The sequence below is a fragment of the Amycolatopsis azurea DSM 43854 genome, from assembly GCF_001995215.1.
In the GTDB taxonomy this organism is placed as follows: Bacteria; Actinomycetota; Actinomycetes; order Mycobacteriales; family Pseudonocardiaceae; genus Amycolatopsis; species Amycolatopsis azurea.
The window spans coordinates 24,336-48,064 of sequence record NZ_MUXN01000006.1 but is presented as its reverse complement, the minus strand read 5'-3'; the positions used below and the strand labels follow the sequence as shown (position 1 = coordinate 48,064).

The window sequence follows — 23,729 nt, the reverse complement described above, 5'->3', positions numbered from 1 at the left end:
CAGTGAGTTCCTAAGGGGAAACGATGAACACGAACGACGCTCTGCTCACCGGAGTACTGGCCGAGGTCGAGTACCGCCGCGAGGAGCTGCAGCGAGCCGGCCGCAGCGTATGGGTCGACAGGGCCCGCCGGGCGGGCAGGCGGATCCGCGCCCAGCGCACCGCCGTCCAGGTGCCCGCCCAGCAGCGCCGCGAGGCCGGTCAGGTGCCCGCCCGCAGCGGCGAGATCACCCGGTAGAGGTCGAGTGCGATGAAGCTCTCGGCGAAAACCCAGGCGAAGTTGTCGGTCCGGTAGGCAAGAATGCACCTCGTGCCCCGTCTTGGCTCCGGTATCCCGATCGTCGCCCGCACTCAGGAGATGCGGCAGCTCCGCGCCGCCTTCGCCCGTGCAGAACGGGCCGAGGCCGGCGCGGTGCTGCTCTCCGGTGACGCCGGGGTCGGCAAGACCCGCCTCCTGACCGCGCTCGGCGAGGTCACCGCCGCCGCGGGTGCCCTGGTGCTGACAGGGCGCTGTATCGACGTCCATGAGGGCGGTCTTCCTTATCTTCCGTTCGCCGAGGCCCTCGCGCCGCTGGCGACGACGTCCGATCCCGTGGTCACGGCCGCGGTCCGGGCCCGGCCGGCGCTGGGCAGGCTGCTCCCGCAGATGCAGCAGGCGGAGGAGTACCCCGCCATCGAAGACGGTCAGCTCACCGCGAGCGAACAGGTGTCGACGCAACGGCTCGGCCCCGAACAGGACCTCGGCCAGCTCCAGCTGTTCGACGCGGTACTGGGGGTGCTGACCGTCATCGCTCAGCGCCGGCCCGTGGTCATCCTGCTGGAGGACCTGCACTGGGCCGACGGCTCCACCCGGAACCTGCTGTCCTTCCTGCTGACGAGGCTGCGCACCCAGCGGCTGCTGGTGGTGGCGAGCTATCGCGAGGAGGACGTCCATCGGCGGCATCCGCTGCGCGCGCTGCTTTCCGAGGTGGTGCGGCTGGGCTCGGTCGAACGCGTCGAGGTCAGGCCGTTCGGCGCCGAGGACGCGCGCGCGTTCGTCGAGGCACTGGCCGACGAGCCGATCGGCCAGGACATGATCGCCGACATCGTCGCCCGGTCCGAGGGCAATCCGTTCTTCGTCGAGGAGCTGCTCGCGTCCGCGAAGGACTGCCGCGATCTGCCGTCCGGGCTCGCCGAGGTGCTCCTCGCCCGGGTGGAACAGCTTTCGCCGATCACGCGCCGGATCCTGCGTGTGGTCTCGGTCGCCAAGGATTCCGTGGCGCACGCCGCCCTCGCCGAGATCTCCGGACTGGACGAACTCGAACTCGACGAGGCACTGCGCGAGGCGGTGCAGCATCACGTGCTCGTGATCGAGAACGGTTTCTACACCTTCCGTCACGCGCTGCTGCAGGAAGCGGTCTACGGGGATCTGCTGCCGGGGGAGCGGGTGCGCATGCACGCCGCCTACGCGACGCGGATCCGCACCCGGACCCAGGGCCGCGGCCAGGACGCCCGGCTCGCGCACCACAGCCTGGAGAGCAAGGACTTCGTCACCGCGCTGGCGGCGTTGCTGCGCGCGATCGTCGAGGCCGAGAAACTCGGCGCTCCCGGTGCCGCGCTGCGGCACGTCGAGCAGGCACTGTCCATTTGGGACGCCGTGCCGGAGCAGGACCGGCCGGCGGACATCGACGAGCTCAACCTGCTGCACGAGGCCTCCTATTTCGCGAGCACGTCCGGCGAGCCGGAACGGGCGGTCGCCTATTCGCGCTCCGCGACCGAGGCGCTCTCCCCGGAGACCGATCCTGAGCGGGCCGCCAAAGTCTGGCGACGGCACGCGGAGGCGCTGCTGTCGGTGGAAGGCACCCTCGACGAGGTCGTCGAGGCGATCGACCGGGCCTGGGGGCTGGTCGAGCACACCGACGCGAGCGTCGCACGGGCCTGGGTGCTCGCCACCCGGGCGGGGATCCTGAGGCTGATCGACAGGCACGAAGAGGCGCTGCAGTGCGCGCTGGCCGCGGTCGCCGACGCCAGGGCCGGCGGCGCGGGCGGGGCCGAAGCGGCCGCGCTGGTGTCGCTCGGGACGCTGGCCGATTCGGCGGGCGACGTCGAGGAGGCACGGGAACGCCTGCGCCAGGCGGAGCGGAAGGCCAGGGATTCCGGCGCCCTCAACGGCGAGCTGCGGGCCCTGCACTTCCTCGGGCTGAGCTACGACGACAGGGCCGAGATCCACTCCGCGCTGAAGTACTACGCCAAGGGCATCAGCCGGGCCAAGGAGACCGGGCTGACCTGGAGTTCGTTCGGGATCGAGCTGCGGACCAAGCACCTTCAGCTGCAGTACGTCAGCGGGGACTGGCCGGAAGACGACGACGCGGGCCGGGCGGCCCGTGGTGTCTCGAGCGTCGTGGCCGGGCGGTTCCTGGGAATCTGGGCGCAGTTCGTCGTCGGCTGGGGCCGGTTCGCGGACGCGGACAAGATCCTGCCCAGCCTGCGGCAGCACTGGAAGGCCGACTACTCGATCGCGCTCGCGTCGGGGGACGCCGCCATCCAGCTCGCGGCGTGGCGAGGCGACCACGCGGGCGCGGTGCGGCAGGCGATCGAGCTGATCGACTGGCTCGAAGAGATCGAGCCCTCGGTTCTCGGCGGGATCCGGATCAGCGTGCATGGCCTCGCGGCCGCCGTCGCGCAGGCCGCCGCAGCCCGGGTGCGCGGGGACCTGGCGACCGTCGAGGCCGCCGTGGCGTCGGGGGAGAAGCTGCTGGCCCATGGACGCTATTGCGCCGAACACGGCATGCCGCGTTCGGTGTCACTGGGCCCGGAGGCCTTGGCGTGGCTAGCCCGGCTGGAGGCGCTCGGCAGTTGCCTGGGCGGCGCGGGCGATCCGGCGTTGTGGGCCAAGGCGGTCGAGGCGTTCGGGTACGGCGCCGTGTACGAGCAGGCCATGTGCCGCTTGCAGCACGCGAAGGCCCTGCTGGCTTCCGATGGCGACACCGAGCTGGCCGCGTCGGAGCTGCTGGCCGCGCACGCGGTGGCCGACCGGCTGAACGCGTGCCCGTTGCGGGAAGCCGTCCGGGAACTCGGTCACCGGGCGCGCGTCGAGCTGCCCGGGGAGCCCACGGCGCCGCGTCGTGACGTCGTCGACCCGCTCACCGACCGCGAACGGGACGTGCTGGAGCGCGTCGCGCTCGGCCGGACCAACCGGCAGGTCGGCGAAGAGCTGTACATCAGCGAGAAGACGGTGAGCGTCCATCTTTCGCGCGTGATGGCGAAACTCGGCGCGAGCCGCCGGGCCGAGGCCGTCGCGATCGCCTACGACCGGGGCCTCTTGGCCGCCCCCACCTCTTCCTCCTAGCCGCGTTTCGTCCTCTGAACGCGTTCCTTGCCTGTGCAAGTACCGCATTCAGAGGACGAAACGCGAGGGCAGGTCAGCGGCGGGGCAGGCGGCGAAGCGCCTTGAGGCTCATGCTCAGGCTCCGCACCCACAGCTTCGGCGGGATTCCCTTGCCGGGGCGCAGCGGCATCCCGCGCTGCACCGCGATCGCCTGGGCTTCGGTGTACTTGAGCAGTCCTTCGGCACCGTTGCGCCGTCCGACCCCGGACTCCTTCATCCCGCCCATCGGCAGCCCCACGGTCCCGAAGGTCGCCGCGAAGCCCTCGTTGACGTTGACGGTCCCCGCCTTCAGCCGCGCCGCGACCTCCCAGCCCGCCCGGCCGTTGCGCGACCACACGCTGGCGTTCAGCCCGAACTTCGTGTCGTTCGCGCGCTCGATCGCCTCGGTGACCTCGGTGTAGCCGTAGATCGACACGACCGGCCCGAAGGTCTCCTCGGCGAACAGCTTGACGTCCTCGGTGACGTCGGTGAGCACGGTCGGCTCGTAGAACAGCGGTCCGAGATCGGGCCGGGCCTTGCCGCCGGTGAGCACCTTCGCGCCCTTGGACCGGGCGTCCTCGACGTGCGCCGACACCGTCGCCAGCTGGTCTTCCGAGGTCAGGGACCCCATCTGCGCCTGGTAGTCCAGCGCGCCCCCGAGCCGCAGAGCCGCCGTCTTCGCGACGAAGGCCCGCGTGAACTCCTCGCGGATCGACTCGTGGACGTAGATCCGCTCGACCGAGACGCACAGCTGGCCCGCGGAGGAGAAGCACGCGGTCACCGCGCCTGCGGCGGTCTTGGCGATGTCGGCGTCGGGCAGCACGATCATCGGGTTCTTGCCGCCGAGCTCCAGTGAGTAGCTCGTCAGCCGCTCCGCCACCCGCGCGGCGAGTCCCTTGCCGGTGGGCGTGGATCCGGTGAAGCACAGGTAGTCCGACTCCTCGACCAGCGCGTCGCCGATGCGCGAACCCCGGCCGAGCACGATCTGCCAGACCCCGGCGGGCAGCCCGGCCTCCTCGGCGAGCTCCTGGAGCCACAGCGCCGAGAGCGCGGTCTGGTTGTCGGGTTTCTGCACGACGGCGTTGCCCGCCGCGAGCGCGGGCAGGACGTCCATCGCGGTCAGCGCGAGGGGGTAGTTCCACGGCGAGATGATCCCGACGACGCCCTTGGGGTGCCGGAGCTCGCCGACCTTCGTCAGCACCGGGATCAGCCCGGCGGCGCGACGCGGCGAAAGGATCTTCGCGCTGTGCTTGCCGTAGTAGGAGGCCACGAGCGCGGTGGCGCTGACCTCGTCGAAGGCGTCCATGCGTGCCTTGCCCGCCTCGATCTGCACGAGGTCGAGCGCCTCTTCCTGCCGCTTCAGCACCAGGTCGTGCAGACGGATAAGGATGCGCTGACGGTCTTCGACCGGCCGATCCGCCCACGAGCGCTGAGCTTCCCGCGCCTGGTCGAACACGGCGCGGACGTCGGAGTCGGTGGCCTGGGGGAGGGTCGCGATCGGCTGCCCGGTGAAGGGGGCGCGCATCTGTACCGGCGCTGAATCCGCGCCACCCACGACCCGCCGCACGAGCCGTTCCGCCCTCGCCACGGCCGGGGCGCCGGGGACGCCGCCGATGGTGGACGGTCCTTCGGTGTGGCTCGCGTTCGCCGGTGTCGTGCTCGTCATGCCGTCTCCGTTCCATGCCGCGCGGAGCCGGGAGGCGCCACGCAGAGCCCAGGTGTTACCGACGAGTACAGCATACCGCCGGTATGGAGACTGTCCACCGCTGATGTGAATAAGTTTCACATATTGCCGGGTTGGGGCGGATTGTCGGAGGACGGGCGCAGGATGTCCTGCTGCTGCAACGCGGAGCCCGCGGGCGGCGTCGGCGGTGACGGCGGCTCGTAGGCCTGCGGTTGCGGTGGATACTGCTGCTGGGGGGCTCCGGGCGCGTAAGGGGTGAAGGCGACCGGGTAAGGAGCCTGCTGGGGTGCCGCCGGTTCACGCCGGTTGGCCACGATCGCCAGCCCGATGGTGAGCAAGGCCACGAGCCCGCCCGCGAGCAGGATCCAGAATCCGCTCCCGGTCCCATAGCGCGAGACGAAACGGCCGGTGTCCTGCCCGAAGCTCAGGCTCGCCGAGATGTCCATGCCGAGCATCCAGACGCCGATCGCGGTCCCCGCCCCACCGGCGACCAGCAGTGTCCTCGACGTCGTCGCGGCGGGCGAGGTCGAACTGCGCCGGTACGAGGCGAAGCCCACCGCGGCCCCGGCGAACAGGGTCAGCGCCGCGGCGGACAGCGGGATGCCGTAGCGGGCGACGTGGGTCTTGTCGTAGAACTCCTTTTCCTCCGCCGACGGCTCGATGTCGAAGGTCCGCGTCCAGCCGGTCTCGGCGAACTTCGACACCGGCTTGCCCTCGGAGAGCTGTTCGTACGTGGACTGCGGAAGAAAGGTCGCGACGAGTACCAGCAGTCCGGCGAAAACCCCCATCATCGCGGCGAACAACCGGGGGAGCCGGGCGTCGGACGGCGGTCGTGGCGCCGCTACGGGAGTTTGGACGGGTTGCATTGCGCCGAACGGGCCATTCACTTGGTACGGCTGCTGCTGCGGCGCGCTCATGATCGGCTCCTCCGCCGGTTTTGTTGTCCAGCAAGGAATTCCATCATGGATCGGCCGACGAGATAAGTGTCACCTGTGCTCTGGTCAACCGCTTACGCACGTGCTACGCGGGGAGTTTCGGCCAGGCGACGTTCGCCAATTCCCTGGCGACGTCGCACGCATTTGGTGCCTGTACGGCGAGAAGAGCGTGCTCGACCTGGTTCCGGTTCGCGTCCGGCCCCTCGATGTGGCTCGTCTGGATCGTGCAGCCACCGGAAATCTCTTGGACGAAGGACTTGCGCCCGCCCAGCGTCTCTTCTCGAACGCTCGCCGCGGCCTTCGGGCGCGGGCCGAGACCGAACTCGAGCCGGACGAGCCGGTCCGCCCCCTGCTCGCCCCAAAGGCACCTGTGCCGGGACAGATCGCCCTTCCCGGCGACCGCGGTGCCCAGCCTGGCGGAGACCTCGGCGTCGGACCACAAGGCGGTGCAGGCGTCCAAGCGTGCCAGGGAGTTTTCGCGGTAGCCGAGATGCGCCGCCTGCTTGCCGGCCACGAGCGAGCGGACGGCGCCTTCCAGGGTCTTCGTCGCCGCGGTGAGCGACTCGGAAGCGCTTCCGGGCGAGGTGAAGAACGTGCCGACCCGGATCGAGGAGTCGTCGGCGAAAACGAGGTGCAGGAGGGGCTGGTCCTCGAGGTCCGTGCGGACCACCCGCAGGTCACGGGTCAGGTCCTGCCAGGCGACCGGGGTGGCGCCCGCTAGGCGTTCTTTTGCCCGGTCTTCGGGGAAACCAAAGCTGATCAGCGCGTTCTTGGTCCGGAACGAGCAGGAGCCCATGCTCGGTGACGGCCTGGATTCCAGCGGAAGCGCGCTGTCGAGATCGGGCAGGTCCAGCAGGCCGCAGAAGTCCACGGTCGTGGGATCGCCGAGCGCTTCGCGCAGCGTCAAAGGGCTCGAAGGCGGAGGCGGCGGCGCGGCCGTGCAGCCGGTCAGTACGAGAATGGCCGCGGTCAGTACGGCGAACGCCGTCGATCTCCCCATGCTCGAAGACTACGGGGACGCGTCCTCGTACAACATGACCGCGACCCGTTTCCATTCGTCGAGCAATTGCCGTCGTCGCTTCGGATCGCCGCCGAGTTCGGCGTCCAGCGCCAGGCCGCGGGTGAGGTTCACGGTCAGCCAGAACAGGATCTCCGCGCGCTCCTTCGGCAGGTCCCCGGCGACGGCGGTGATGTGCTCCAGTGTCGAACGGCCCAGTGCCTTGTCGACCGGGCGGATCGCCGCGCGGAGTTCGGGATCGGTGCGCGCCGCGACCCACAGCTCCGTGGCGGCCGTGGACAGCGTGCCCGAGTAGCCCTCCCACAGCAGGTCGATCGCCGCCGCGACCCCCGAGGAGCCACCGGGGAGTTCGGTGATCGACGTCGCGAGCCGTCCGCGCAGCTTCTCCGTCAGATGCTCGACGGCGGCCGCCATGAGTTCCGCCTTCGCGGAGAAGTGGTGCTGCACGGCGCCTTTGGAGACCCCGGCGCGGGCGCAGATCTCCTGCACCGACGTGCGTGCGTACCCGAGGTCGACCAGGCAGTCGATGGTCGCGTCGAGCAGGGCGGTGCGGGTCTGCGCACGCCGTTCGGCCTGGGTGCGGTGGGTCCTGCCGAGCACGCTCACCGGATCCGGCCCCCTTTACGTGCAGCTCGGTACGGATGTACATTCCGAATGGAACTTACATCCTAAGCGTCATGTTTTCCAGGTCCGATCAGGAGGCGTAGGCCGTGCCCTTGCAGATCCAGAAGAGTTCGTGGAGCACGACGGAGCTCGAAGACCTCCGGGACCTCGCCCGGACGTTCTGCCAGAAGGAACTCGCGCCGAACCAGGAGCGCTGGGCGGCCGAGAAGAAGGTCGACCGCGAGCTCTGGACGAAGGCGGGCGAGGTCGGCCTGCTGGCACTGTCCATCCCGGAGGAGTACGGCGGGGGCGGCGGCACGTTCGCCCACGAGGCCGTGCTCTACGAAGAGCAGGCCAGGTCCGGCGACAGCGCCTGGGGCGTCACCGTCCACAACGGAATCGTCGCGCACTACATCCTCGAGTACGCCAACGAGGAACAGAAGAAGGCGTGGCTGCCGAAGTTCGCCTCCGGCGAGATGGTCGGCGCCGTCGCGATGACCGAGCCCGGTACGGGGTCGGACCTGCAGAACATCAAGACCCGCGCGGTACGCGACGGCGACCACTACGTGATCAACGGCGCGAAGACGTTCATCACCAACGGTTTCCACGCCGATCTCGTCGTCGTCGCGGTGAAGACCGACCCGGAGGCCGGCGCGCAGGGTGTCTCGCTGATCGCCGTCGAGACCGACACCCCGGGCTTCAGCCGCGGCCGTGTCCTCGACAAGATCGGGCTCAAGGGCCAGGACACCGCGGAGCTGAACTTCGACGACGTCCGCGTGCCCGTCGCCAACCTCCTCGGCGACAAGGAAGGCCTCGGCTTCATCCAGCTCATGCAGCAGCTGCCGCAGGAACGGCTGATCATCGCCGTCACCGCGGTCGCCGGGATGGAGGCCGCGATCGACCAGACCATCGCCTACACCAAGGACCGTCAGGCGTTCGGCCGCCCGATCTACAACTTCCAGAACACGAAGTTCAAGCTCGCCGAGGCCGCGACCGAGGCCGCCGTGTCCCGCGCGTACCTCGACCAGTGCATCGAACGGCATCTGCGCAAGGAACTCGACGTGCAGGGCGCGGCCATGGCGAAGCTGTGGACCACCGAACGGGTCAACAAGGTCGTCGACGACTGCCTGCAGCTCTTCGGCGGCTACGGCTACATGACCGAGTACCCGATCGCGCGCGCGTGGGCCGACATCCGGATCTCCCGTATCTTCGGCGGCACCAGCGAGATCATGAAGGAAATCATCTCCCGCACGCTGTGAAACCGTTGCCGTATCAGGAAAGGACGTGGCGATGAAGGCTGGGCCGCTGAGCGGGCTCAAGGTCGTCGAACTGGCCGGGCTCGCCCCGGCGCCGTTCGCCTGCACGATCCTCGCCGATCTCGGCGCGGAGGTCGTCCGGATCGACCGGGCGACACCGGGCAACGACGTCATCGGCTTCCCGAACGATCCGCTCGCCAGGGGCAGGCGGTCGATCGGGATCAACACCAAGACCCCCGAGGGGGTCGAACTGGTGCTGAAACTCGCCGAAAGCGCCGACGTGCTCATCGAGGGTTTCCGTCCCGGCGTCGCCGAGCGGATGGGCATCGGGCCGGAACAGGTCCACGCCCGCAACCCGCGGCTGGTCTACGGCCGGATGACCGGCTACGGCCAGGACGGTCCGCTGGCGACCGTCGCCGGGCACGACATCAACTACATCGGCATCTCCGGCGCGCTCGAACCCATCGGGCACGCCGGGCAGCGGCCGGTGGTGCCGCTCAACCTCGTCGGCGACTTCGGCGGCGGTGGCCTCCTGCTCGCGATGGGCGTGCTGGCGGCGCTGTACGAACGCACGTCGTCGGGCAAGGGACAGGTGGTCGACGCGTCCATGGTGGACGGCGCGGCCCTGCTGACCACCAGCCTGCACGGGATGCTGGACTCCGGGCTCTGGCCCGGCGGGCGCGGCGAGAACATGCTCGACGGCGGCGCGCCGTTCTACGACACCTACGAGACCGCCGACGGCAAGTACGTCGCCATCGGCGCGATCGAGATGCGGTTCTGGGGCGACCTGGTGAAGGTGCTCGGCCTCGATCCCGAGGAGATCCCGGTCCACGTCGACATGAACGAGTGGCCGAAGCTGCGCAAGATCGTCGCCGAGGCCGTCGCGAAGCACACTCGCGACGAACTGGTCGCGAAGGCCGAGGGCACCGACGCGTGCCTGACGCCGGTGCTCGCGCCCAGGGAGGCACCGTCGCATCCGCACAACGTCGCGCGCGGGACGTTCGTCGACGTCGGCGGCATGATGCAGCCCGCGCCCGCGCCGAGGTTCGACCGCACACCGGCGGAGACGCCGGAACCGCCGCGGCCCAAGGGCGCCGACACCGTCGGCGTCCTCGAGGAACTCGGAGTGGACGCCGACGGGATCGAGCGGCTCAAGGCCGCGGGCGCCATCGTGTGAGCTGAAGGGGACTTTCCCCGCATGAGATGCAGCGAAAGCGTCCTTCACCGCGTGACATGCGGTGAAGGACGCTTTCAGCCCACGTCCAGATCGGACCGCAGCATCGAATAGAGGATGTGGTCGCGCCAGGCCCCGTCCCGGAACCCGTAGCCGCGCAGCGTGCCTTCCCTGGTGAAGCCCGCCTTCGTCAGGGAGCGCTGCTCGGCGGTGTTGCCCGCCTCCGTCGACGCCTCGACGCGGTTCATCTGCGTGTGCGCGAAGAGGTAGCGGACCAGTAGCCGCTGCGCCTCGGTGCCGTAGCCGTGCCCGCGGGCCTCGGGGACGAGCACGAGGCCCGCGTTCCAGCAGTACGACGTCGACCCGGTCCTGGTCTTGTGCCACGAGACGAAACCGAGCCGCCGCCCGTCGAGTTCGATCATCAGCATCCCGTTGTCCGCCGCGATCATGCCGGTCTCGGCCCAGCGTCGGCGCAGGAAATGCGGATCGTGCCAGCCATGCCATTCGAACTTGCCCGCGGCCTGCGGATCGTTCGTGAGCGCTTCGAGCATCGGCAGGTCTTCTTCGGACACCGGTCTGAGCGCGACTCCGGTTTCGTTCATCCGACAGAGAGTAGGACGGTCAGGCGCCGAAGCTGCCGTGACGCCCCGCGCCGTCACTGAACCGGCTGGCGCCTTCGACCGCTTCCGCGGCGAGCCCGCCTTCGGTCAGCGCGTTCGAGAACTCGGCCCGCATCGCCTCTTCCTCGGTGAGCCCGTGCTGGCCGTACGCCGACGCCCGGTCCGCGCGCAGGCAGGCTTGCGGGAACGCGGCCAGTTCACGCGCCAGGGTTCGCGCGGCCGCCAGTGCCTCGCCGTCGGGGACGACCCGGTTCGCCAGGCCGATCGCGAGCGCCTCGTCGGCGTCGACCGGGCGGCCGGTGAGGATCAGGTCCATCGCCCGCGAGTGCCCGATCAGCCGGGGGAGGCGCACCGTGCCGCCGTCGATCAGCGGGACACCCCAGCGGCGGCAGAACACGCCGAAGACGGCCGTGCGGTCGGCGACCCGCAGATCGCACCACAGCGCCAGCTCCAGACCGCCCGCGACGGCGTGCCCGCGGACAGCGGCGATCACCGGCTTCGACAGCGTCATCCGCGTCGGCCCCATCGGACCGTCACCCGATGGGGCGAGGGCGTTCGAGCGGTCGGTCCCGACGGCCTTCAGGTCGGCGCCGGCGCAGAAGGCATCACCCGAACCGGTGAGGACGGCGACAGCGGCCTCCTCGTCGGCGTCGAAGGCGCGGAACGCGTCCGCCAGCGCGGCCGCGGTCGGCCCGTCCACCGCGTTGCGGGCCTCGGGCCGGTTCAGCGTGATCGTCGTCACCGGCCCTTCCCGGTGGACGAGAACGCTTTCGCTCATTTGTCCCTCCCGCGGGGAAACAGAGTGGGCAACCAGGCCCGGTTTTCCTTAAAGTGGTGACAAAGTCCGCAGTGCGCGCGGAGTCATCGTCTGGACACTACGGTGTGATGGGATGGAGCCATGTCGCCCGGCTTGAAGAAATTCGTTGTGATCGCTGTCGTCGCGCTCGTGCTCTTCTTTCTGATCAGCAGGCCGACCCAGTCCGCCGACGCCGTCCACACCGCACTCGGCTGGCTCCGGTCCGGGGCCGAAGCCATCGTGACGTTCGTCCGGAGCCTCTTCTCCTGACCTGTCGCTCCACCTCCACCGGTGTCCCTGGTGACGCCGGTGATCACTGTGCGCATCCACCTGCGGTTATCACTCAGCGTCACCCGTCTCGGATTTCGGTCGGACGACTCGACCATCCGGGTGGATTGCCCCCGAAAACCCGCTGGTCGACGAATTCGTGCCCTGGAAGCTCTGGCGGAAAAGACCTCCGCGCCCCTACGGTGCTCACATTGCGTGATCGGTTGGTCCTCCAGGCGCCGGAGCCGGCCTCCTGGGGATGCGTTTCCGCAGGTGCAAGCCCCAAAGCAGTGGAACTTTCAGCCGGGCAAGTAAGTCAGGACTTGTCAGTCGGGGAATCATGAGGAGGCAGGGATGACCGGAGATCCCGGAGTCGATGCGTTGATCCGGCAGTGGGCGGCCGAGCGTGAGCAAACCCCCGAGGAGCAGGAGACGGACCGGATCGCGTCCGCGTGGCTCGCCGACGCGCCGCGACAGGCTCCCGGTATCCCCGGCCAGCGTCAGCAGTCCGGCCAGGCGCGCTGGGCGCCGGTCGAGGCCGCCGACCCGGGCTACCTCGACGCCATGAGCAGCCGTCTTCCCGATGTCCCGCGTGACCTGCTCGTCGCCGCCGCGGGCTGGTGGCAGATGGTCGGCGGCGTCACCGAGGCCGAGGCCTGGTGGGACGCCGGCATCAGCCCGCTCGACCAGCGCGCCCTCGACTACCGCGCGGCCGGGCTCACGCCGTCCGACCTGGGCCGCCGTCTCGGCCCGATGACCGTTTTGCAGCACCTTCGCCGCGGCAGCGCCCCGGCCTGGTGCGTCGCGCGACTGGCGAGGCAGCAGAAGTCCGCCTGATGAGAACATCTCGCACGCGCGGGTGAACCGGCGTGGCAAGGGCGATCTCGGCGACCGCGTAACGCTAACCTGCGCGGGCTCGTTGTTCGAGCATCGGTCGTGATCGCCGCCCACGCTGGAGGACCCGCTTCGTGCGCACCACCCCGGAAAACGACGAACTCGTCGCCGACCCGGCCACGCCCGCTCCGCCACGTCGCGGGGTGGGCGCCGCCGTACTCGGCAGGCTGGTGATCGTGCTGGCCGTGCTCGGCCTCGCCGGGGGCGGGATCTGGCTGGTGACCAAGGCGTCCGCCCCGGTCGCGAGCCCCACGACGATGGAGATCCCCGCGCTGCAGGTCAAGGCGGCGGACGTCAAACCCGGCTCGGTCGCCCCGGTCAACGCCACCCTCGCGGGCGGCGGCACCCAGCAGACCACGCCGCAGCAGGCGCAGCCGAAACCGGGCAAGGACCCGCTGGCCACCTGGTCCGACAAGGCGGCGCAGGCCACCGGCATCCCTGCCAGGGCGCTGCTCGCCTACGGCAACGCCGAACTGGCCATGCGCCAGATGCAGCCGAACTGCAAGATCTCGTGGGCCACCCTGGCGGGCATCGGCCGGATCGAGTCGAACCACGGTCAGTACGGCGGTGCCGTCCTCGGCCAGGACGGACGCCCGTCGAAGCCGATCATCGGCGTCCCGCTCGACGGGTCGCCCGGGGTGAAGGCCATCGGCGACACCGACGGCGGCCAGTTCGACGGGGACCCGGCCGTCGACCGCGCGGTCGGCCCGATGCAGTTCATCCCCAGTACCTGGCGCCGGTACGCCGCCGACGGCAACCGCGACGGAGTCGGCGACCCGCAGCAGATCGACGACGCGTCGCTCGCGGCGGCGCGCTACCTGTGCGTGAACAACCGGGACATGTCGGCCGCGTCGGGCTGGTGGCAGGGGATCCTGTCGTACAACAACTCGACCGAGTACGCGCAGAAGGTCTTCGGGCTGGCGGACGACTACGCGAAGGCCGTCGCGGCCACCCGCTCGTGAGTGGTAAGGGCGGTTATTGAGCAGAAGGGCAAAGGTGTCCTGTCGGGTGCCAAGTCCGTGAAGGCCTCCTTGAGGGACTCTGGGTCCCTCAAGGAGGCCTTCACGGACCGGTGTTCGGTCGTGGGCGGCGGAGTCCCCGAGGCGTTGTGAAAGCCACTTTCGCAACCTTCAACGTTGCGGAAGTGGCTTTCGCAACACCCGGGGTCGGTGTGCGGGCGGGCGACTGAACACGCCATGTTTGCCTTACCCCTCAAAAGAACCGTCCTCACCACTCAGGAGATCGGACCCGGGACCAAGGTCCCGACCGGCCCGGTCGCCGAACTTTCGCCGCGTGCCCAGTGCTAGCGTCGATGCGTGCCCGCATCGTCCGTCACCCTGCGCCGTCTCGGCATCGCCGGCGTCTGCCTGGTGAGCCTGGCGCTGTGCTGCGGGCTCGCCTGGTGGCAGTGGGAGCGGTTCTCCTCGGCCAGCGGGACCTTCCAGAACCTCGGCTACGTCCTGCAGTGGCCGCTGTTCGGGCTGTTCCCCGCGTTCATGTTCTGGCGGATCCGCAAACTCCGCCGTCGCGCCGCCGAGGCCGACGCCCAGGAGACGGTGGCCGAGACCGCCGTCCCCGAGGTGCCTGCCCCCCGGCAGCGGCGCGCCCCGGCACCGCAGCCGCCCGAGGACGACGAGCTCGCCGCCTACAACCGGTACCTGCGCGAACTCAACGCCCGCGACAAGTAGTCCCCAGAGAGGTTCGAGACCCTATGACCACCCGAACTGACGACGCCGCCCCGGCCCGCCCGGTCTCGCTGGGCGGGCCGCTGATCCGGTTCCGCGTCGCGGCGTACGCCACCGGTGTGGCCCTGCTCGGGCTGGTCGTCGAGATGCTGCTGCAGTACGTCTTCCGCGTGGAACTTCCCCAGTTCGTGAAGATGATCCCCATGGTCCACGGCGGGCTCTACCTGATCTATCTGCTGCTCGCGGTCGACCTCGCGATCAAGGCCCGCTGGTCGATGAAGGGCACTCTCCTCGTGCTGATCGCCGGCTGCATCCCGTTCTTCTCCTTCGTGATGGAACGCAAGGTCACGCACAAGGTCCAGGCGGGCGCGAAGCTCTAAGCGGTCCGGCGCCGGAAGCTCAGCGCCACCAGGAACGACGTCGCCGTCACCACTGCCGCGGTGGTGAACGCCGCGGTCATCCCGTCGACCGTGGTCTCGGCCGGGCTCCCCGACGGCGTCCGCGTCACCGCGCCGAACACGGTGATCAGGATCGCCAGCCCCAGCGTCGCCCCGACCTGCTGCAACGTCTGCAGCGCGCCGCCGGCGGCCCCCGCGTCGTCGGTGGGCACCGTCGCCATGATGATCACGCTGAGCGGGGAGAACGCCAGCCCCGCGCCGATGCCCATCAGCAGCATCGGCCCGAGCAGATGCGAGAAGTACCCGCTGTCCGTGGTGAGCGTGGTCAGCCAGACGACCCCGCCGGTCATCAGCGCGGTCCCGGTCAGCGCGAGCGGTTTCGGCCCGAACCGGGGGAGCAGTTTCGGGATCAGCCTGCTGAGGCCGAACATGCAGACCGCCATCGGCAGGAACGCGAAACCGGTCTCCAAGGCCGCGAAACCCGCGATGTCCTGCAGGAACTGCGTCAAAAAGAAGAACATCGACATCATCGCCATCGGCCCGAGGAAGAAGTTGACGTAGGCCGCGGCACGGTCGCGTTCGGCGAACAGCCGCAACGGGATCAACGGCTCGCTCACCCTGCGCTCGATGGTGACGAACGCGGCCAGCAGCGCCAGTCCGGCGGCGAGGGCGCCGAGGGTGATCGTGTCGCCCCAGCCGTCGGAAGCGGCGTGGGTGAAGGCGAACACGAGCGAGCCGACGCCGAAGGTGCCGGTGAACGCGCCGGGCAGGTCCAGCCGGGCGCGACGGCGCGGCGGATCGGCGACGTACCTCGGGGTGAGCAGGACGATCGCGAGTCCGAACGGGACGTTGATGTACAGCGCCGCGCGCCAGGAGATCCATTCGGTCAGCAGCCCGCCGAGCAGCAGGCCGATCGCGAAACCGCCGCTGGACATCGCGGAGAACAGCGCCAGCGCGCGCACCCTGGCCTTGGCCTCGGTGAACGTGCTGGTGATCAGGGCCAAGGTGCTCGGACCGGCGAGCGCGGCGCCGACGCCTTGCAGGACCCGGGCCGCGATCAGCATCTCCGCCGAGCCCGCCAGGCCGCCGAGCAGGGAAGCGGCGGTGAACACGGCGGCGCCGACGACGAACGTCCGGCGCCTGCCGAACAGGTCGCCCGCCCGGCCGCCGAGCAGCAACAGGCCGCCGAAGACGAGGCTGTACGCCGTCATCACCCAGGACAGGCCGGTGTCGGTGAAGCCGAGATCGGACTGGATGCGGGGGAGCGCGACGTTCATCACCGTCGCGTCGAGGATGAGCATGAGCTGGCAGGTCAGGACGATCGGGAGGACCAGCCGGTGTGGAGAAGGTGGGGCCCCGGCCGTCTCCGGCCTAGGCTCGGCACGCAGGGTTCGTTCGGTCAAGGAATACTCCAAAGACGTAACGAGATGAAGCGGAGAGACTCTCCACTTGAGGTCGTGAGCGATGATATGGAGAGTGTCTCCGCTTATGCAAGTGGATTCGGAGAACCTCTCCGTTTTCGTCGCCCGAGGAGGTGCAGATGGACACGGCCGATCCGGCCCGCCCCATGCGCGCGGACGCGCGGCGCAACTACGAGCGCATCGTGGCCGTGGCGAAGGAGGCGTTCACCGCCGACGGCGTGGACGTGCCCGCCGACGACATCGCCAAACGCGCCGGGGTCGGCGCGGGCACGCTGTACCGGCACTTCCCGACGCGCGACAAGCTGATCGAGGCCGTCTACCGCGACGAGATCGACGGGCTGGCGCAGCAGGCCTACGACCTGCTCGAAGAGCTGCCGCCGGGGAAGGCGCTCGAGACGTGGCTGGCCACGCACGTCGTCTACGTGGTCGAGAAGCACGGGCTCGCGATGACGCTGAAGGCGTCCGTCGACGCCGGGTCCGAGGTCTTCGGCTGGTGCCGGGCGCGGTTGCACGCCGCGGCGGACACGATCGTGAAGGCGGCTCAGGACGAAGGCACGATCCGGGCCGACGTCACCGGCCCCGACATCCTGCGGCTCGGGCACGGGCTGGGCTCGGCGGCGAGCAAGGCCACGGGGGAGGACACGACGCGGCTTCTGACGATCGTGCTGGACGGCCTCCGGAAGCAATGAGGCTCAGTGCGGACTGGACCTTCGCACCTCGCCGCAGTACATGAAGGCCCCCTTACTTGCGCCAGGCGCAAGTAAGGGGGCCTTCATGTACTGCGAGAGCGCCCGTCAGGAGCCGATCCCGGTCAGGGACCGTACCTCCATCTCGGCGTGCTTGACCGGATCGGCCTTCGACCGGCCGACGAAGGTGCCCACGAACCCGCACAGGAACGAGAACGGGATCGACACCAGGCCCGGGTTCTTCAGCGGGAACCAGTGGAAGTCGACGCTCTTGACGATCGAGTCCGCTGCCCCGGACATCACCGGCGAGAAGAACACGAGCACCAGGCTCGCGATCAGCCCGCCGTAGATCCCCCACAGGGTGCCGGTGGTGTTGAAACGCTTCCAGAACAGCGAGTACAGCAGCGTCGAGAGGTTCGCCGACGCCGCGACCGCGAACGCCAGCGCCACCAGGAACGCGATGTTCTGCCCGTTCGCGAGGATGCCGCCCACGATCGCGAGCGCCCCGACGGCGACCGCGGTCAGCCGGGCGACCCGGACCTCCGCGGCCGGTTCCGCCTTGCCGCGTTTGAAGATGTTGGCGTAGACGTCGTGCGCGAACGAGGCCGAAGCGGTGATCGTCAGCCCGGCGACGACGGCGAGGATGGTCGCGAAGGCCACCGCCGAGACGATGCCGAGCAGCAGGGTGCCGCCGATGTTCAACGCGAGCAGCGGCGCCGCCGAGTTCTCCCCGCCGGGCGCGTTCTTGATCGCCTCCGGGCCGACCAGCGCGGCCGCGCCGAAGCCGATGACCAGGGTGCAGAGATAGAAGACGGTCATGCACGCGGTCGCCCACACCACCGAACGCCGCGCCTCGCGCGAGTTCGGCACCGTGTAGAAGCGCATCAGCACGTGCGGGAGCGCGGCGGCGCCGAGGACCAGCGCGAGCGCCAGCGAGACGAAGTCGAGTTTCGTGACCTCGCTCTTGCCGTACGAGCCGCCCGGCTCCAGCAGTTCGTCTCCGAGCGGGCTGTTGTCGGCGGCGGCCGAGAGCAGGTTCGAGAAGCTGAAGCCGAACTTGCCGAACAGGAACACGGTGATCAGCGCGCCGGTCAGCAGCAGGATGGTCGCCTTGATGATCTGCACCCACGTGGTGCCCTTCATCCCGCCGACCAGCACGTACAGCACCATGACGACGCCGACGACGCCGATCACCAGCGCCTGGCCGATGCCGCCGTGGATGTCCAGCAGCAGGGCCACCAGGCCGCCGGCGCCCGCCATCTGCGCGAGCATGTAGAAGAAGGAGATCACCAGCGTCGACGTCGCGGCCGCGGCGCGGACCGGGCGCTGCTTCATCCGGAAGCTCAGCACGTCGCCCATGGTGAACCGGCCGGTGTTGCGCAGCAGTTCGGCGATCAGCAGCAGGTCGACCATCCAGGCGACGAGGAACCCGATCGAGTACAGGAAGCCGTCGTAGCCGTGGATCGCGATCGCCCCGGCGATACCGAGGAACGACGCCGCCGAGAGGAAGTCACCCGAAAGTGCGATTCCGTTCTGTCGCCCGGTAAAGGCGCTTCCCGCCGCGTAGTAGTCCGAAGTGGACGAGTTGCGCGTACTGGCGCGATACACCACGTAGAGGGTGATCGCGACGAACAGCGCGAACACCGCGATGTTCAGGACCGGGTCGTTGTCGGGGATGCTCATCGCTCACCAGCCTCGACCGAGGCTCGCAGCTGTTCGACCTTCGGGTCGAGCCGCTTGTTGGCGAACTTCAGGTAGGCGATCGTGATCAGGATCGTGCTCGCGAACTGGCCGAGGCCGAGCAGGATGCCGACGTTGACCTCGCCCCACACCTTCCGGCTCATGAAGTCGTGGGCGTAGGCCGCCAGCAGCACGAACGTCATGTACCAGGTGAAGAACAGCAGGCTCATCGGGAACACGAACCGCCGGAAGGTCTTGCGCAGCGAGACGAACTCCTTGCCGTGCTGGATCCGGTCGAAGTCCGGGCCGGTGCTGCGCGGTGGCGGGGGAGCGGGCTGGCGCTCGCGGGCGAACAGCGCGGGCATCTGCCCGGTGTCCTCCAGGGCGTTGCTCGCCGCGTAGGGACGCGCGACGTCGGGCATGGGTTCCTCCGGGGCTTGCTTGCGTCCGTGGCGCGGTACGGGAGCGCACATACTAACTACGGCTTCACACGCTCTGAATAGGCGACCCCGCTTCCACGGCAGTGGGAGCGGGTATTCGCTAACGCGTCGGAATAGTGTTCCCGGAATTCGTTTCGGTCGAAATGATCCGGCTTTCTCACTCGTAATAGTGAGGTGGATTGTCACGCGCGGTCGTCGCCCGAACGGCCCACTGCGGCAAACGATGGACGATGGCCACGCTCTGTCCCTCGTTTCGGTGACAGATCGTAGTTTTGCTTCCCGGTCCCGGCGGGCTTCGATACGGTGCCCGCCATCCCCGACCGGGGAGGATCCCCCGGTTCGCTGGGTGCCTGGAAAGAAATCACCATGTCGGGCGACAACTTGCCGACGTGAGTGTCAAGGCCACAACATCGGGCACATATTTGGGCTTGACCCACCCGTTGGGGGCACGGAAAGTAGTTCGACCGGGCGACATGGCTACCGTACGTAGGCTGATCGGGTGATGAGGGCACCCTGTGCATCGGCGCAACTTGTAACCGGAATTCCCTCGTTTGTGACGCGAAGACGGATTTCGGGCCTTGTACATCGTTCGGGTGCGCACTTTTCCCAGGTCAGCCCCCGTATGCCGAACGGAATTGACGGCACCCGGATTGGTGTACGATTCTTTGGCCCGGCTGACCCGCAGTGATCGATTGGCAAAGAAAAGTTGATCTCGACGACCTTGCACTTCGCAGGTTGCGACCTGCACGTGCAGGTGCAAGACCTACCGGAGCGGACCGGTGTTCCTGGGGACACCCGGATCGCCGGACAGGGTCCCTCGTGTCGTGATCGATCACGTGGTCAGGCCGGGGCCGAGTTCTCCGCAGGAAGACACCTCGCGGGAACGGACGCCTCAGACCGTGCCAGGACGCCGGACAGGGAGTCACCTACGTGACCGTTGCAGGAGAAGGCCAAGTGCCGGTCGGGGAGCTGCTGGGACGCACCCCCCGGCCATCTCGGTGGGCCACCGGCTGGCGTGCGCTCGTGCGCTGGCGGGACTGGAGCCTGCCGGTGAAGCTGTCGGCGGTGACGCTGGTGCCGATCCTCATCGCACTCGCACTGGGCATCGCCACCATCGCGGGCCAGGTCGGCCGTTCCGACGGCTACCAGCGGCTGGACCGGCTCGTCGCGCTGAGCGGGCAGATCCGCACCCTCGCCGACGGGCTCGGCCGCGAACGCACCCAGTCCGCCGCCGGGCTGACCGCCGGCACCGTCGGCGGGACCCTCGAACTCGGCTCGGCCCGCGCCGACGTCGACACCGCCATCCCGTTGTACGTGGCCGCCGCGGCCAGAGCCGTCGAGAACGAGCCGTCGCTCCGCCAGGCGCGGGACGCCGCGGCCGTCCAGCTGGACAAGCTGGCCGACATCCGGCAGCGGGCCTCCGCCGGGCAGCTCGACCCCGTCCAGGCGATCGGCGAGTACACCGACATCACCACCTCGCTGCTCGCCGTCGACACCGCGTTGTCCGCCGGTGCCAGTGAAAACGTCCTCGGTGGCACCCCGGCGGCGCTGCACGACCTCGCCGTGATGAAGGAACAGCTGTCGCTGAGCCAGGCGCTGGTCTCCTTCGGCATCGCCCGGTCGAGTCTCGCGCCGAGCGAGCTCGACCAGCTGCGCACCGCCGAACTGCGGCTGGCCGACCGCTTCACCGACTTCAAGGCAGCCGCTTCGGAACAGCAGCGCCAGGAGTTCGGCGCCGCCGTCACCGACAGCGCGATGGAGAACCGCGACAGGCTCGCGAAAACCGCGCTCGGCGAACAGGGCACACCGTCCACTCAGGCCTTCCGGACGTTGTCCGCGCAGGGCTGGACCGACGCCTCGAACGCCGTGATCACCAAGGTCGGCGAGGTCGCGAACAAGTTCGGCGGCGAGACGAGCGCGGTGTCGGCCGAACTGGTCGACGACGCCAGCAGCGGCGCGGGCCTGCTCGCGGTCCTGCTGTTCGGCGCGATGGTGCTCGCCGTCGCGGTCGTCTTCCTCATCACCCGCCAGTTGCTGCGCTCGCTGAAGGTGCTGCGCGCCAGCGCCCTCGACGTCGCCGAGAAACAGCTGCCCGACGCCGTCCGCAACATCCAGGAGGGCCGCTCGCAGGGCACCGACGTCCAGCCGGTCCCGGTCGGCAGCGACGACGAGATCGGCGAGGTCGCCAGGGCCTTCGACAAGGTGCACCACCAGGCGCTGCGCCTGGCCACCGAACAGGCCTCGATGCGCACCGGCTACAGCAACGTGTTCGTCAACCTCTCCCGCCGCAGCCAGAGTCTCGTGCAGCGGCAGCTGCAGCTGATCGAGCGGCTGGAGCGCGACGAAGAGGACGCCGACCAGCTCGCCACGCTGTTCCAGCTCGACCACCTCGCCACCCGGATGCGCCGCAACAACGAGAACCTGATGGTCCTCTCCGGCGCCGAGCCGGGCAGGCGGTCCGGTCAGCCGGTCTCCGCCACCGACGTGGTGCGCGCGGCGGTGTCCGAGATCGAGCAGTACCAGCGGGTCACCGTGCAGAACCCGCCGCCGGTGCGGCTGGTCGGGTACGCCGCCAACGACCTGATGCGCCTGATCGCCGAGCTGCTGGACAACGCGACCGCGTTCTCCGCCCCGGAAACCCACGTGACGGTCGCGACCCGGCTCGTCGAGGACGGTTCGTTCGGCATCGACATCCTCGACAAGGGCATCGGGATGAACGAGGCCGAGGTCGCCGAGGCCAACGCCCGGCTCACCGAGGCCCCCAACGTCGACCTGACCACCTCGCGCCGGATGGGCCTGTTCGTGGTCGGACGGCTGGCCAGCAGGCACCGCATCGGCGTCTCGCTGCACGGCGGCAAGGACATCGTCGGTGTCCGCGCCACCGTCTCGGTCCCGGCGGACCTCGTGATGGTGCCCCCCGGGGGAGACCCCGGTCCCGCCACCGGCCCGATCACCCAGCGCCTCGCGCCGGTGCCGCCGCAGCAGCCGGGCGGTCTGCCCCGCCGACAGCGTCCCGCGACGAACGGCTCGCGGCCGAGTGTTCCGCCGCAGGGCGGCGAGCGGTGGCCGTCGGCCAACGATCTGGCCGGTCACACCAAACCCGGGCTGAACGGGCACAGCCAGACTCAGGACCCGCGGCCGCCGTCCACTGTGGAGATTTCGGGAACGGCGCTGTTCAGCCCGATCCCCAAGGACGACACGGCACCGCCTCCCGCGCCGCAGCCACGTCAGCCCGAGCCCGAACCGGAGCCCGCCGCCGAAGCCGAGCCGGTCGCCGAGGAGACGGCGGAGCCCGCCGCGCCCGCGCCCGCCACTCCGGACGACGAGCTGCCCAGCGGCAAGGAACTGTTCGAGGCCAAGAACAGCACCACGCTGAGCGAGTGGTGGAGCCAGGCGGCCACGCCGACCCCGGCCGTCACGACGGCGCCCACCGCGCCGGAGACGACGCCGATCTTCGACGAGATGCTGTCGGCGTGGTTCCGTTCGCCCGCGCCCGCTCTGGAAAAGCCCGCGGCCAAACCCTCGGTCAAGAAGGAGAAGCCGGGCAAGACGGAGCCCGGAGAGAAGAGGACGGCCGAGCCCGCCGCCGAAGCCGGCTCCACCGCCGAGCAGGAAGCCCGCAACTGGGACTTCGCCAGTGACAAGGCTTTCCGCACGGTCCAGGAGGTCTCCCAGCACGCCCCGTCGACGTTCACCCAGGCCGGGTTGCCGCGCCGTCGCAAGGGCGAGCAGCTGCTGCCGGGCAGCGCGGCGTCGTCGGTCCCGGCCGCCGAACCCGCAGCCAAGGCGGACCTGCCGGTCCGCGACCCGGCGAACGTGCGTGGCCGGCTGAGCAGTTTCCAGCAGGGTGTCAAGCGGGGCCGCAAGGAGGCCGCGGACAAGGCGGCTCCGGCCACCACGCAGCTCCCCGCCACCCAGCCGGACACGACGCCGGAGCCCGCTCCGGCGCCCGAACCGGCGAAGGTGGTGCAGCCGTCGGAGACGGCCGCACGTCCGGCGGCACCGCCGTCCGTGTTGCCGAGCCGGAAGCCCGAGAAGAAACCGCAGGCAGCGCCCCCGGAACCGGAACCGGTCACCGCTGTCGAGGAGACCGATGCCTGGAACTTCGGCTCCGACGAAGGCTGGAAAGCCGCCCAAGCGGTGTCCCAGTCTGTGCCCTCGAGGATGACTTCGGCAGGATTACCCAGGCGCCGTCGCGGGGAGCAACTGCTCCCGGGCAGCGCGGGACCCCCCGCCGGGGCGGTCACCCCCCGACCACAGCGAGACGCGCACGACGTGCGCGGTCGCCTGAGCAGCTTCCAGCAGGGCATCCAGCGCGGACGGCACCACACAGCCCAGGCGACCGAAGGCAACCACGAAACCCTGGAGGGTGAATGACCTCGCCGAACCCGGCCCAGCCCCAGCAGAACCAGTTCGGGTGGCTGGTCAATGACTTCGCCGAGCGGGTACCCGGAGTGGCGCACGCCGTGGTCGTGTCGGCGGACGGCCTCCTGCTCACCGCGTCCAGCAGGCTCCCGCTGGATCGCGCCGACCAGCTGGCCGCCGTCGCGTCCGGACTGGTGAGCCTGACCCAAGGCGCCGCGCGCTGCTTCGAAGCGGGCGCGGTCAACGAGACCGTCGTCGAGATGGAACTCGGCATCATGGTGCTGATGTCCATCAGCGACGGCTCCTGCCTGGCCATCCTCGCCGCCCCGAACTGCGACATCGGTCAGGTCGCGTACGAGATGACGATGCTCGTCGACCGCGTCGGTCAGATCCTCACTCCGGAACTCCGCGCACAATTGCAGGGCGCCGGTGGGTCGCTGATCGGCGAACCGGTGGGATGATG

Annotated in this window: 21 protein-coding genes; 12 read left to right on the top strand and 9 right to left on the bottom strand. The window is 69.6% G+C overall.

Going from position 1 to position 23,729, the window contains the following annotated elements:
- The first annotated feature begins 23 nt into the window (after positions 1–23).
- Both B0293_RS09795 and B0293_RS09790 read left to right on the top strand, forming a co-directional pair.
- Positions 24–236: a hypothetical protein gene (locus B0293_RS09795; protein WP_005166088.1), complete on the top strand. Its 213-nt coding sequence runs from the start codon at positions 24–26 to the stop codon at positions 234–236.
- 63 nt (positions 237–299) lie between these two features.
- Complete coding sequence (locus B0293_RS09790) at positions 300–3,326, top strand: helix-turn-helix transcriptional regulator (RefSeq protein WP_005166086.1); 3,027 nt, start codon at positions 300–302, stop codon at positions 3,324–3,326.
- Positions 3,327–3,399: 73 nt separating this feature from the next.
- On the opposite strand, the gene B0293_RS09785 is transcribed toward B0293_RS09790, so the two are convergent.
- The 4 genes from B0293_RS09785 to B0293_RS09770 all read right to left on the bottom strand — a co-directional run bounded on the left by B0293_RS09785 (position 3,400) and on the right by B0293_RS09770 (position 7,581).
- Positions 3,400–5,010, bottom strand: coding sequence for a succinic semialdehyde dehydrogenase (locus tag B0293_RS09785; RefSeq protein WP_005166084.1), 1,611 nt, complete (start codon positions 5,008–5,010; stop codon positions 3,400–3,402).
- A 116-nt stretch (positions 5,011–5,126) separates the two neighbouring features.
- Positions 5,127–5,945, bottom strand: a complete 819-nt coding sequence (locus B0293_RS09780) for a hypothetical protein (RefSeq protein ID WP_005166082.1) — start codon at positions 5,943–5,945, stop codon at positions 5,127–5,129.
- Between the two features lie 103 nt (positions 5,946–6,048).
- Positions 6,049–6,963: a hypothetical protein gene (locus tag B0293_RS09775; protein WP_005166080.1), complete on the bottom strand. Its 915-nt coding sequence runs from the start codon at positions 6,961–6,963 to the stop codon at positions 6,049–6,051.
- Between the two features lie 9 nt (positions 6,964–6,972).
- Positions 6,973–7,581: a TetR/AcrR family transcriptional regulator gene (locus B0293_RS09770; protein WP_085939751.1), complete on the bottom strand. Its 609-nt coding sequence runs from the start codon at positions 7,579–7,581 to the stop codon at positions 6,973–6,975.
- Positions 7,582–7,691: 110 nt separating this feature from the next.
- Between B0293_RS09770 and B0293_RS09765 the strand changes: the two genes are divergently transcribed.
- Both B0293_RS09765 and B0293_RS09760 read left to right on the top strand, forming a co-directional pair.
- Positions 7,692–8,843, top strand: coding sequence for an acyl-CoA dehydrogenase family protein (locus tag B0293_RS09765; RefSeq protein WP_005166076.1), 1,152 nt, complete (start codon positions 7,692–7,694; stop codon positions 8,841–8,843).
- Positions 8,844–8,874: 31 nt separating this feature from the next.
- The gene (locus tag B0293_RS09760; protein WP_039919530.1) at positions 8,875–10,017 is read left to right on the top strand and encodes a CaiB/BaiF CoA transferase family protein; all 1,143 of its coding nucleotides are present in this window, start codon (positions 8,875–8,877) and stop codon (positions 10,015–10,017) included.
- A 74-nt stretch (positions 10,018–10,091) separates the two neighbouring features.
- Here B0293_RS09760 and B0293_RS09755 read toward each other — a convergent pair whose 3' ends face one another.
- Together B0293_RS09755 and B0293_RS09750 are read right to left on the bottom strand one after the other, a co-directional pair.
- Positions 10,092–10,616: a GNAT family N-acetyltransferase gene (locus B0293_RS09755; RefSeq protein ID WP_005166073.1), complete on the bottom strand. Its 525-nt coding sequence runs from the start codon at positions 10,614–10,616 to the stop codon at positions 10,092–10,094.
- Positions 10,617–10,635: 19 nt separating this feature from the next.
- A complete protein-coding gene (locus tag B0293_RS09750; RefSeq protein ID WP_005166071.1) occupies positions 10,636–11,412 on the bottom strand; it encodes a crotonase/enoyl-CoA hydratase family protein in 777 nt (258 codons plus the stop codon).
- Between the two features lie 132 nt (positions 11,413–11,544).
- On the opposite strand from B0293_RS09750, the gene B0293_RS43685 reads away from it, so the two are divergent.
- From B0293_RS43685 to B0293_RS09725, 5 genes are all read left to right on the top strand, one after another.
- Positions 11,545–11,700 carry a hypothetical protein gene (locus B0293_RS43685; protein ID WP_162182762.1) on the top strand — a complete coding sequence of 52 codons (156 nt, stop codon included), beginning with the start codon at positions 11,545–11,547 and terminating at the stop codon, positions 11,698–11,700.
- Positions 11,701–12,051: 351 nt separating this feature from the next.
- The gene (locus B0293_RS09745; RefSeq protein ID WP_005166067.1) at positions 12,052–12,534 is read left to right on the top strand and encodes a hypothetical protein; all 483 of its coding nucleotides are present in this window, start codon (positions 12,052–12,054) and stop codon (positions 12,532–12,534) included.
- A gap of 131 nt (positions 12,535–12,665) precedes the next feature.
- Entirely contained in the window at positions 12,666–13,553 is an 888-nt protein-coding gene (locus B0293_RS09740; protein WP_005166065.1) for a lytic transglycosylase domain-containing protein, read from the top strand.
- Between the two features lie 354 nt (positions 13,554–13,907).
- Positions 13,908–14,279, top strand: a complete 372-nt coding sequence (locus B0293_RS09730; RefSeq protein WP_005166063.1) for a hypothetical protein — start codon at positions 13,908–13,910, stop codon at positions 14,277–14,279.
- A gap of 23 nt (positions 14,280–14,302) precedes the next feature.
- The gene (locus B0293_RS09725; RefSeq protein WP_005166062.1) at positions 14,303–14,656 is read left to right on the top strand and encodes a DUF3817 domain-containing protein; all 354 of its coding nucleotides are present in this window, start codon (positions 14,303–14,305) and stop codon (positions 14,654–14,656) included.
- Here B0293_RS09725 and B0293_RS09720 read toward each other — a convergent pair.
- Positions 14,653–16,077, bottom strand: coding sequence for an MFS transporter (locus B0293_RS09720; protein ID WP_039919522.1), 1,425 nt, complete (start codon positions 16,075–16,077; stop codon positions 14,653–14,655). The two genes, B0293_RS09725 and B0293_RS09720, sit on opposite strands and share 4 nt — an antisense overlap.
- A 137-nt stretch (positions 16,078–16,214) precedes the next feature.
- Between B0293_RS09720 and B0293_RS09715 the strand changes: the two genes are divergently transcribed.
- A complete protein-coding gene (locus B0293_RS09715) occupies positions 16,215–16,784 on the top strand; it encodes a TetR/AcrR family transcriptional regulator (protein WP_005166060.1) in 570 nt (189 codons plus the stop codon).
- A 105-nt stretch (positions 16,785–16,889) separates the two neighbouring features.
- Here B0293_RS09715 and B0293_RS09710 read toward each other — a convergent pair whose 3' ends face one another.
- Both B0293_RS09710 and B0293_RS09705 read right to left on the bottom strand, forming a co-directional pair.
- Positions 16,890–18,464, bottom strand: a complete 1,575-nt coding sequence (locus tag B0293_RS09710; protein WP_005166059.1) for a solute symporter family protein — start codon at positions 18,462–18,464, stop codon at positions 16,890–16,892.
- The gene (locus B0293_RS09705; protein WP_005166058.1) at positions 18,461–18,883 is read right to left on the bottom strand and encodes a DUF485 domain-containing protein; all 423 of its coding nucleotides are present in this window, start codon (positions 18,881–18,883) and stop codon (positions 18,461–18,463) included. The genes B0293_RS09710 and B0293_RS09705 overlap by 4 nt, the downstream gene beginning before the upstream one ends.
- 972 nt (positions 18,884–19,855) lie before the next feature.
- On the opposite strand from B0293_RS09705, the gene B0293_RS09700 reads away from it, so the two are divergent.
- The gene (locus tag B0293_RS09700) at positions 19,856–23,278 is read left to right on the top strand and encodes a sensor histidine kinase (RefSeq protein WP_039919521.1); all 3,423 of its coding nucleotides are present in this window, start codon (positions 19,856–19,858) and stop codon (positions 23,276–23,278) included.
- Positions 23,275–23,727: a roadblock/LC7 domain-containing protein gene (locus B0293_RS09695; RefSeq protein WP_005166055.1), complete on the top strand. Its 453-nt coding sequence runs from the start codon at positions 23,275–23,277 to the stop codon at positions 23,725–23,727. The genes B0293_RS09700 and B0293_RS09695 overlap by 4 nt, the downstream gene beginning before the upstream one ends.
- Positions 23,728–23,729: the final 2 nt, after the last annotated feature.

Coding starts and splice junctions, on each gene's coding strand:
- B0293_RS09785 (WP_005166084.1), bottom strand. CDS start 5,010: ATGACGAGCACGACACCGGCGAACGCGAGCCACACCGAAGGACCGTCC.
- B0293_RS09755 (WP_005166073.1), bottom strand. CDS start 10,616: ATGAACGAAACCGGAGTCGCGCTCAGACCGGTGTCCGAAGAAGACCTG.
- B0293_RS09725 (WP_005166062.1), top strand. CDS start 14,303: ATGACCACCCGAACTGACGACGCCGCCCCGGCCCGCCCGGTCTCGCTG.
- B0293_RS09760 (WP_039919530.1), top strand. CDS start 8,875: ATGAAGGCTGGGCCGCTGAGCGGGCTCAAGGTCGTCGAACTGGCCGGG.
- B0293_RS09780 (WP_005166082.1), bottom strand. CDS start 5,945: ATGAGCGCGCCGCAGCAGCAGCCGTACCAAGTGAATGGCCCGTTCGGC.
- B0293_RS09775 (WP_005166080.1), bottom strand. CDS start 6,963: ATGGGGAGATCGACGGCGTTCGCCGTACTGACCGCGGCCATTCTCGTA.
- B0293_RS09790 (WP_005166086.1), top strand. CDS start 300: ATGCACCTCGTGCCCCGTCTTGGCTCCGGTATCCCGATCGTCGCCCGC.
- B0293_RS09705 (WP_005166058.1), bottom strand. CDS start 18,883: ATGCCCGACGTCGCGCGTCCCTACGCGGCGAGCAACGCCCTGGAGGAC.
- B0293_RS09695 (WP_005166055.1), top strand. CDS start 23,275: ATGACCTCGCCGAACCCGGCCCAGCCCCAGCAGAACCAGTTCGGGTGG.
- B0293_RS09710 (WP_005166059.1), bottom strand. CDS start 18,464: ATGAGCATCCCCGACAACGACCCGGTCCTGAACATCGCGGTGTTCGCG.
- B0293_RS09715 (WP_005166060.1), top strand. CDS start 16,215: ATGGACACGGCCGATCCGGCCCGCCCCATGCGCGCGGACGCGCGGCGC.
- B0293_RS09795 (WP_005166088.1), top strand. CDS start 24: ATGAACACGAACGACGCTCTGCTCACCGGAGTACTGGCCGAGGTCGAG.
- B0293_RS09750 (WP_005166071.1), bottom strand. CDS start 11,412: ATGAGCGAAAGCGTTCTCGTCCACCGGGAAGGGCCGGTGACGACGATC.
- B0293_RS09745 (WP_005166067.1), top strand. CDS start 12,052: ATGACCGGAGATCCCGGAGTCGATGCGTTGATCCGGCAGTGGGCGGCC.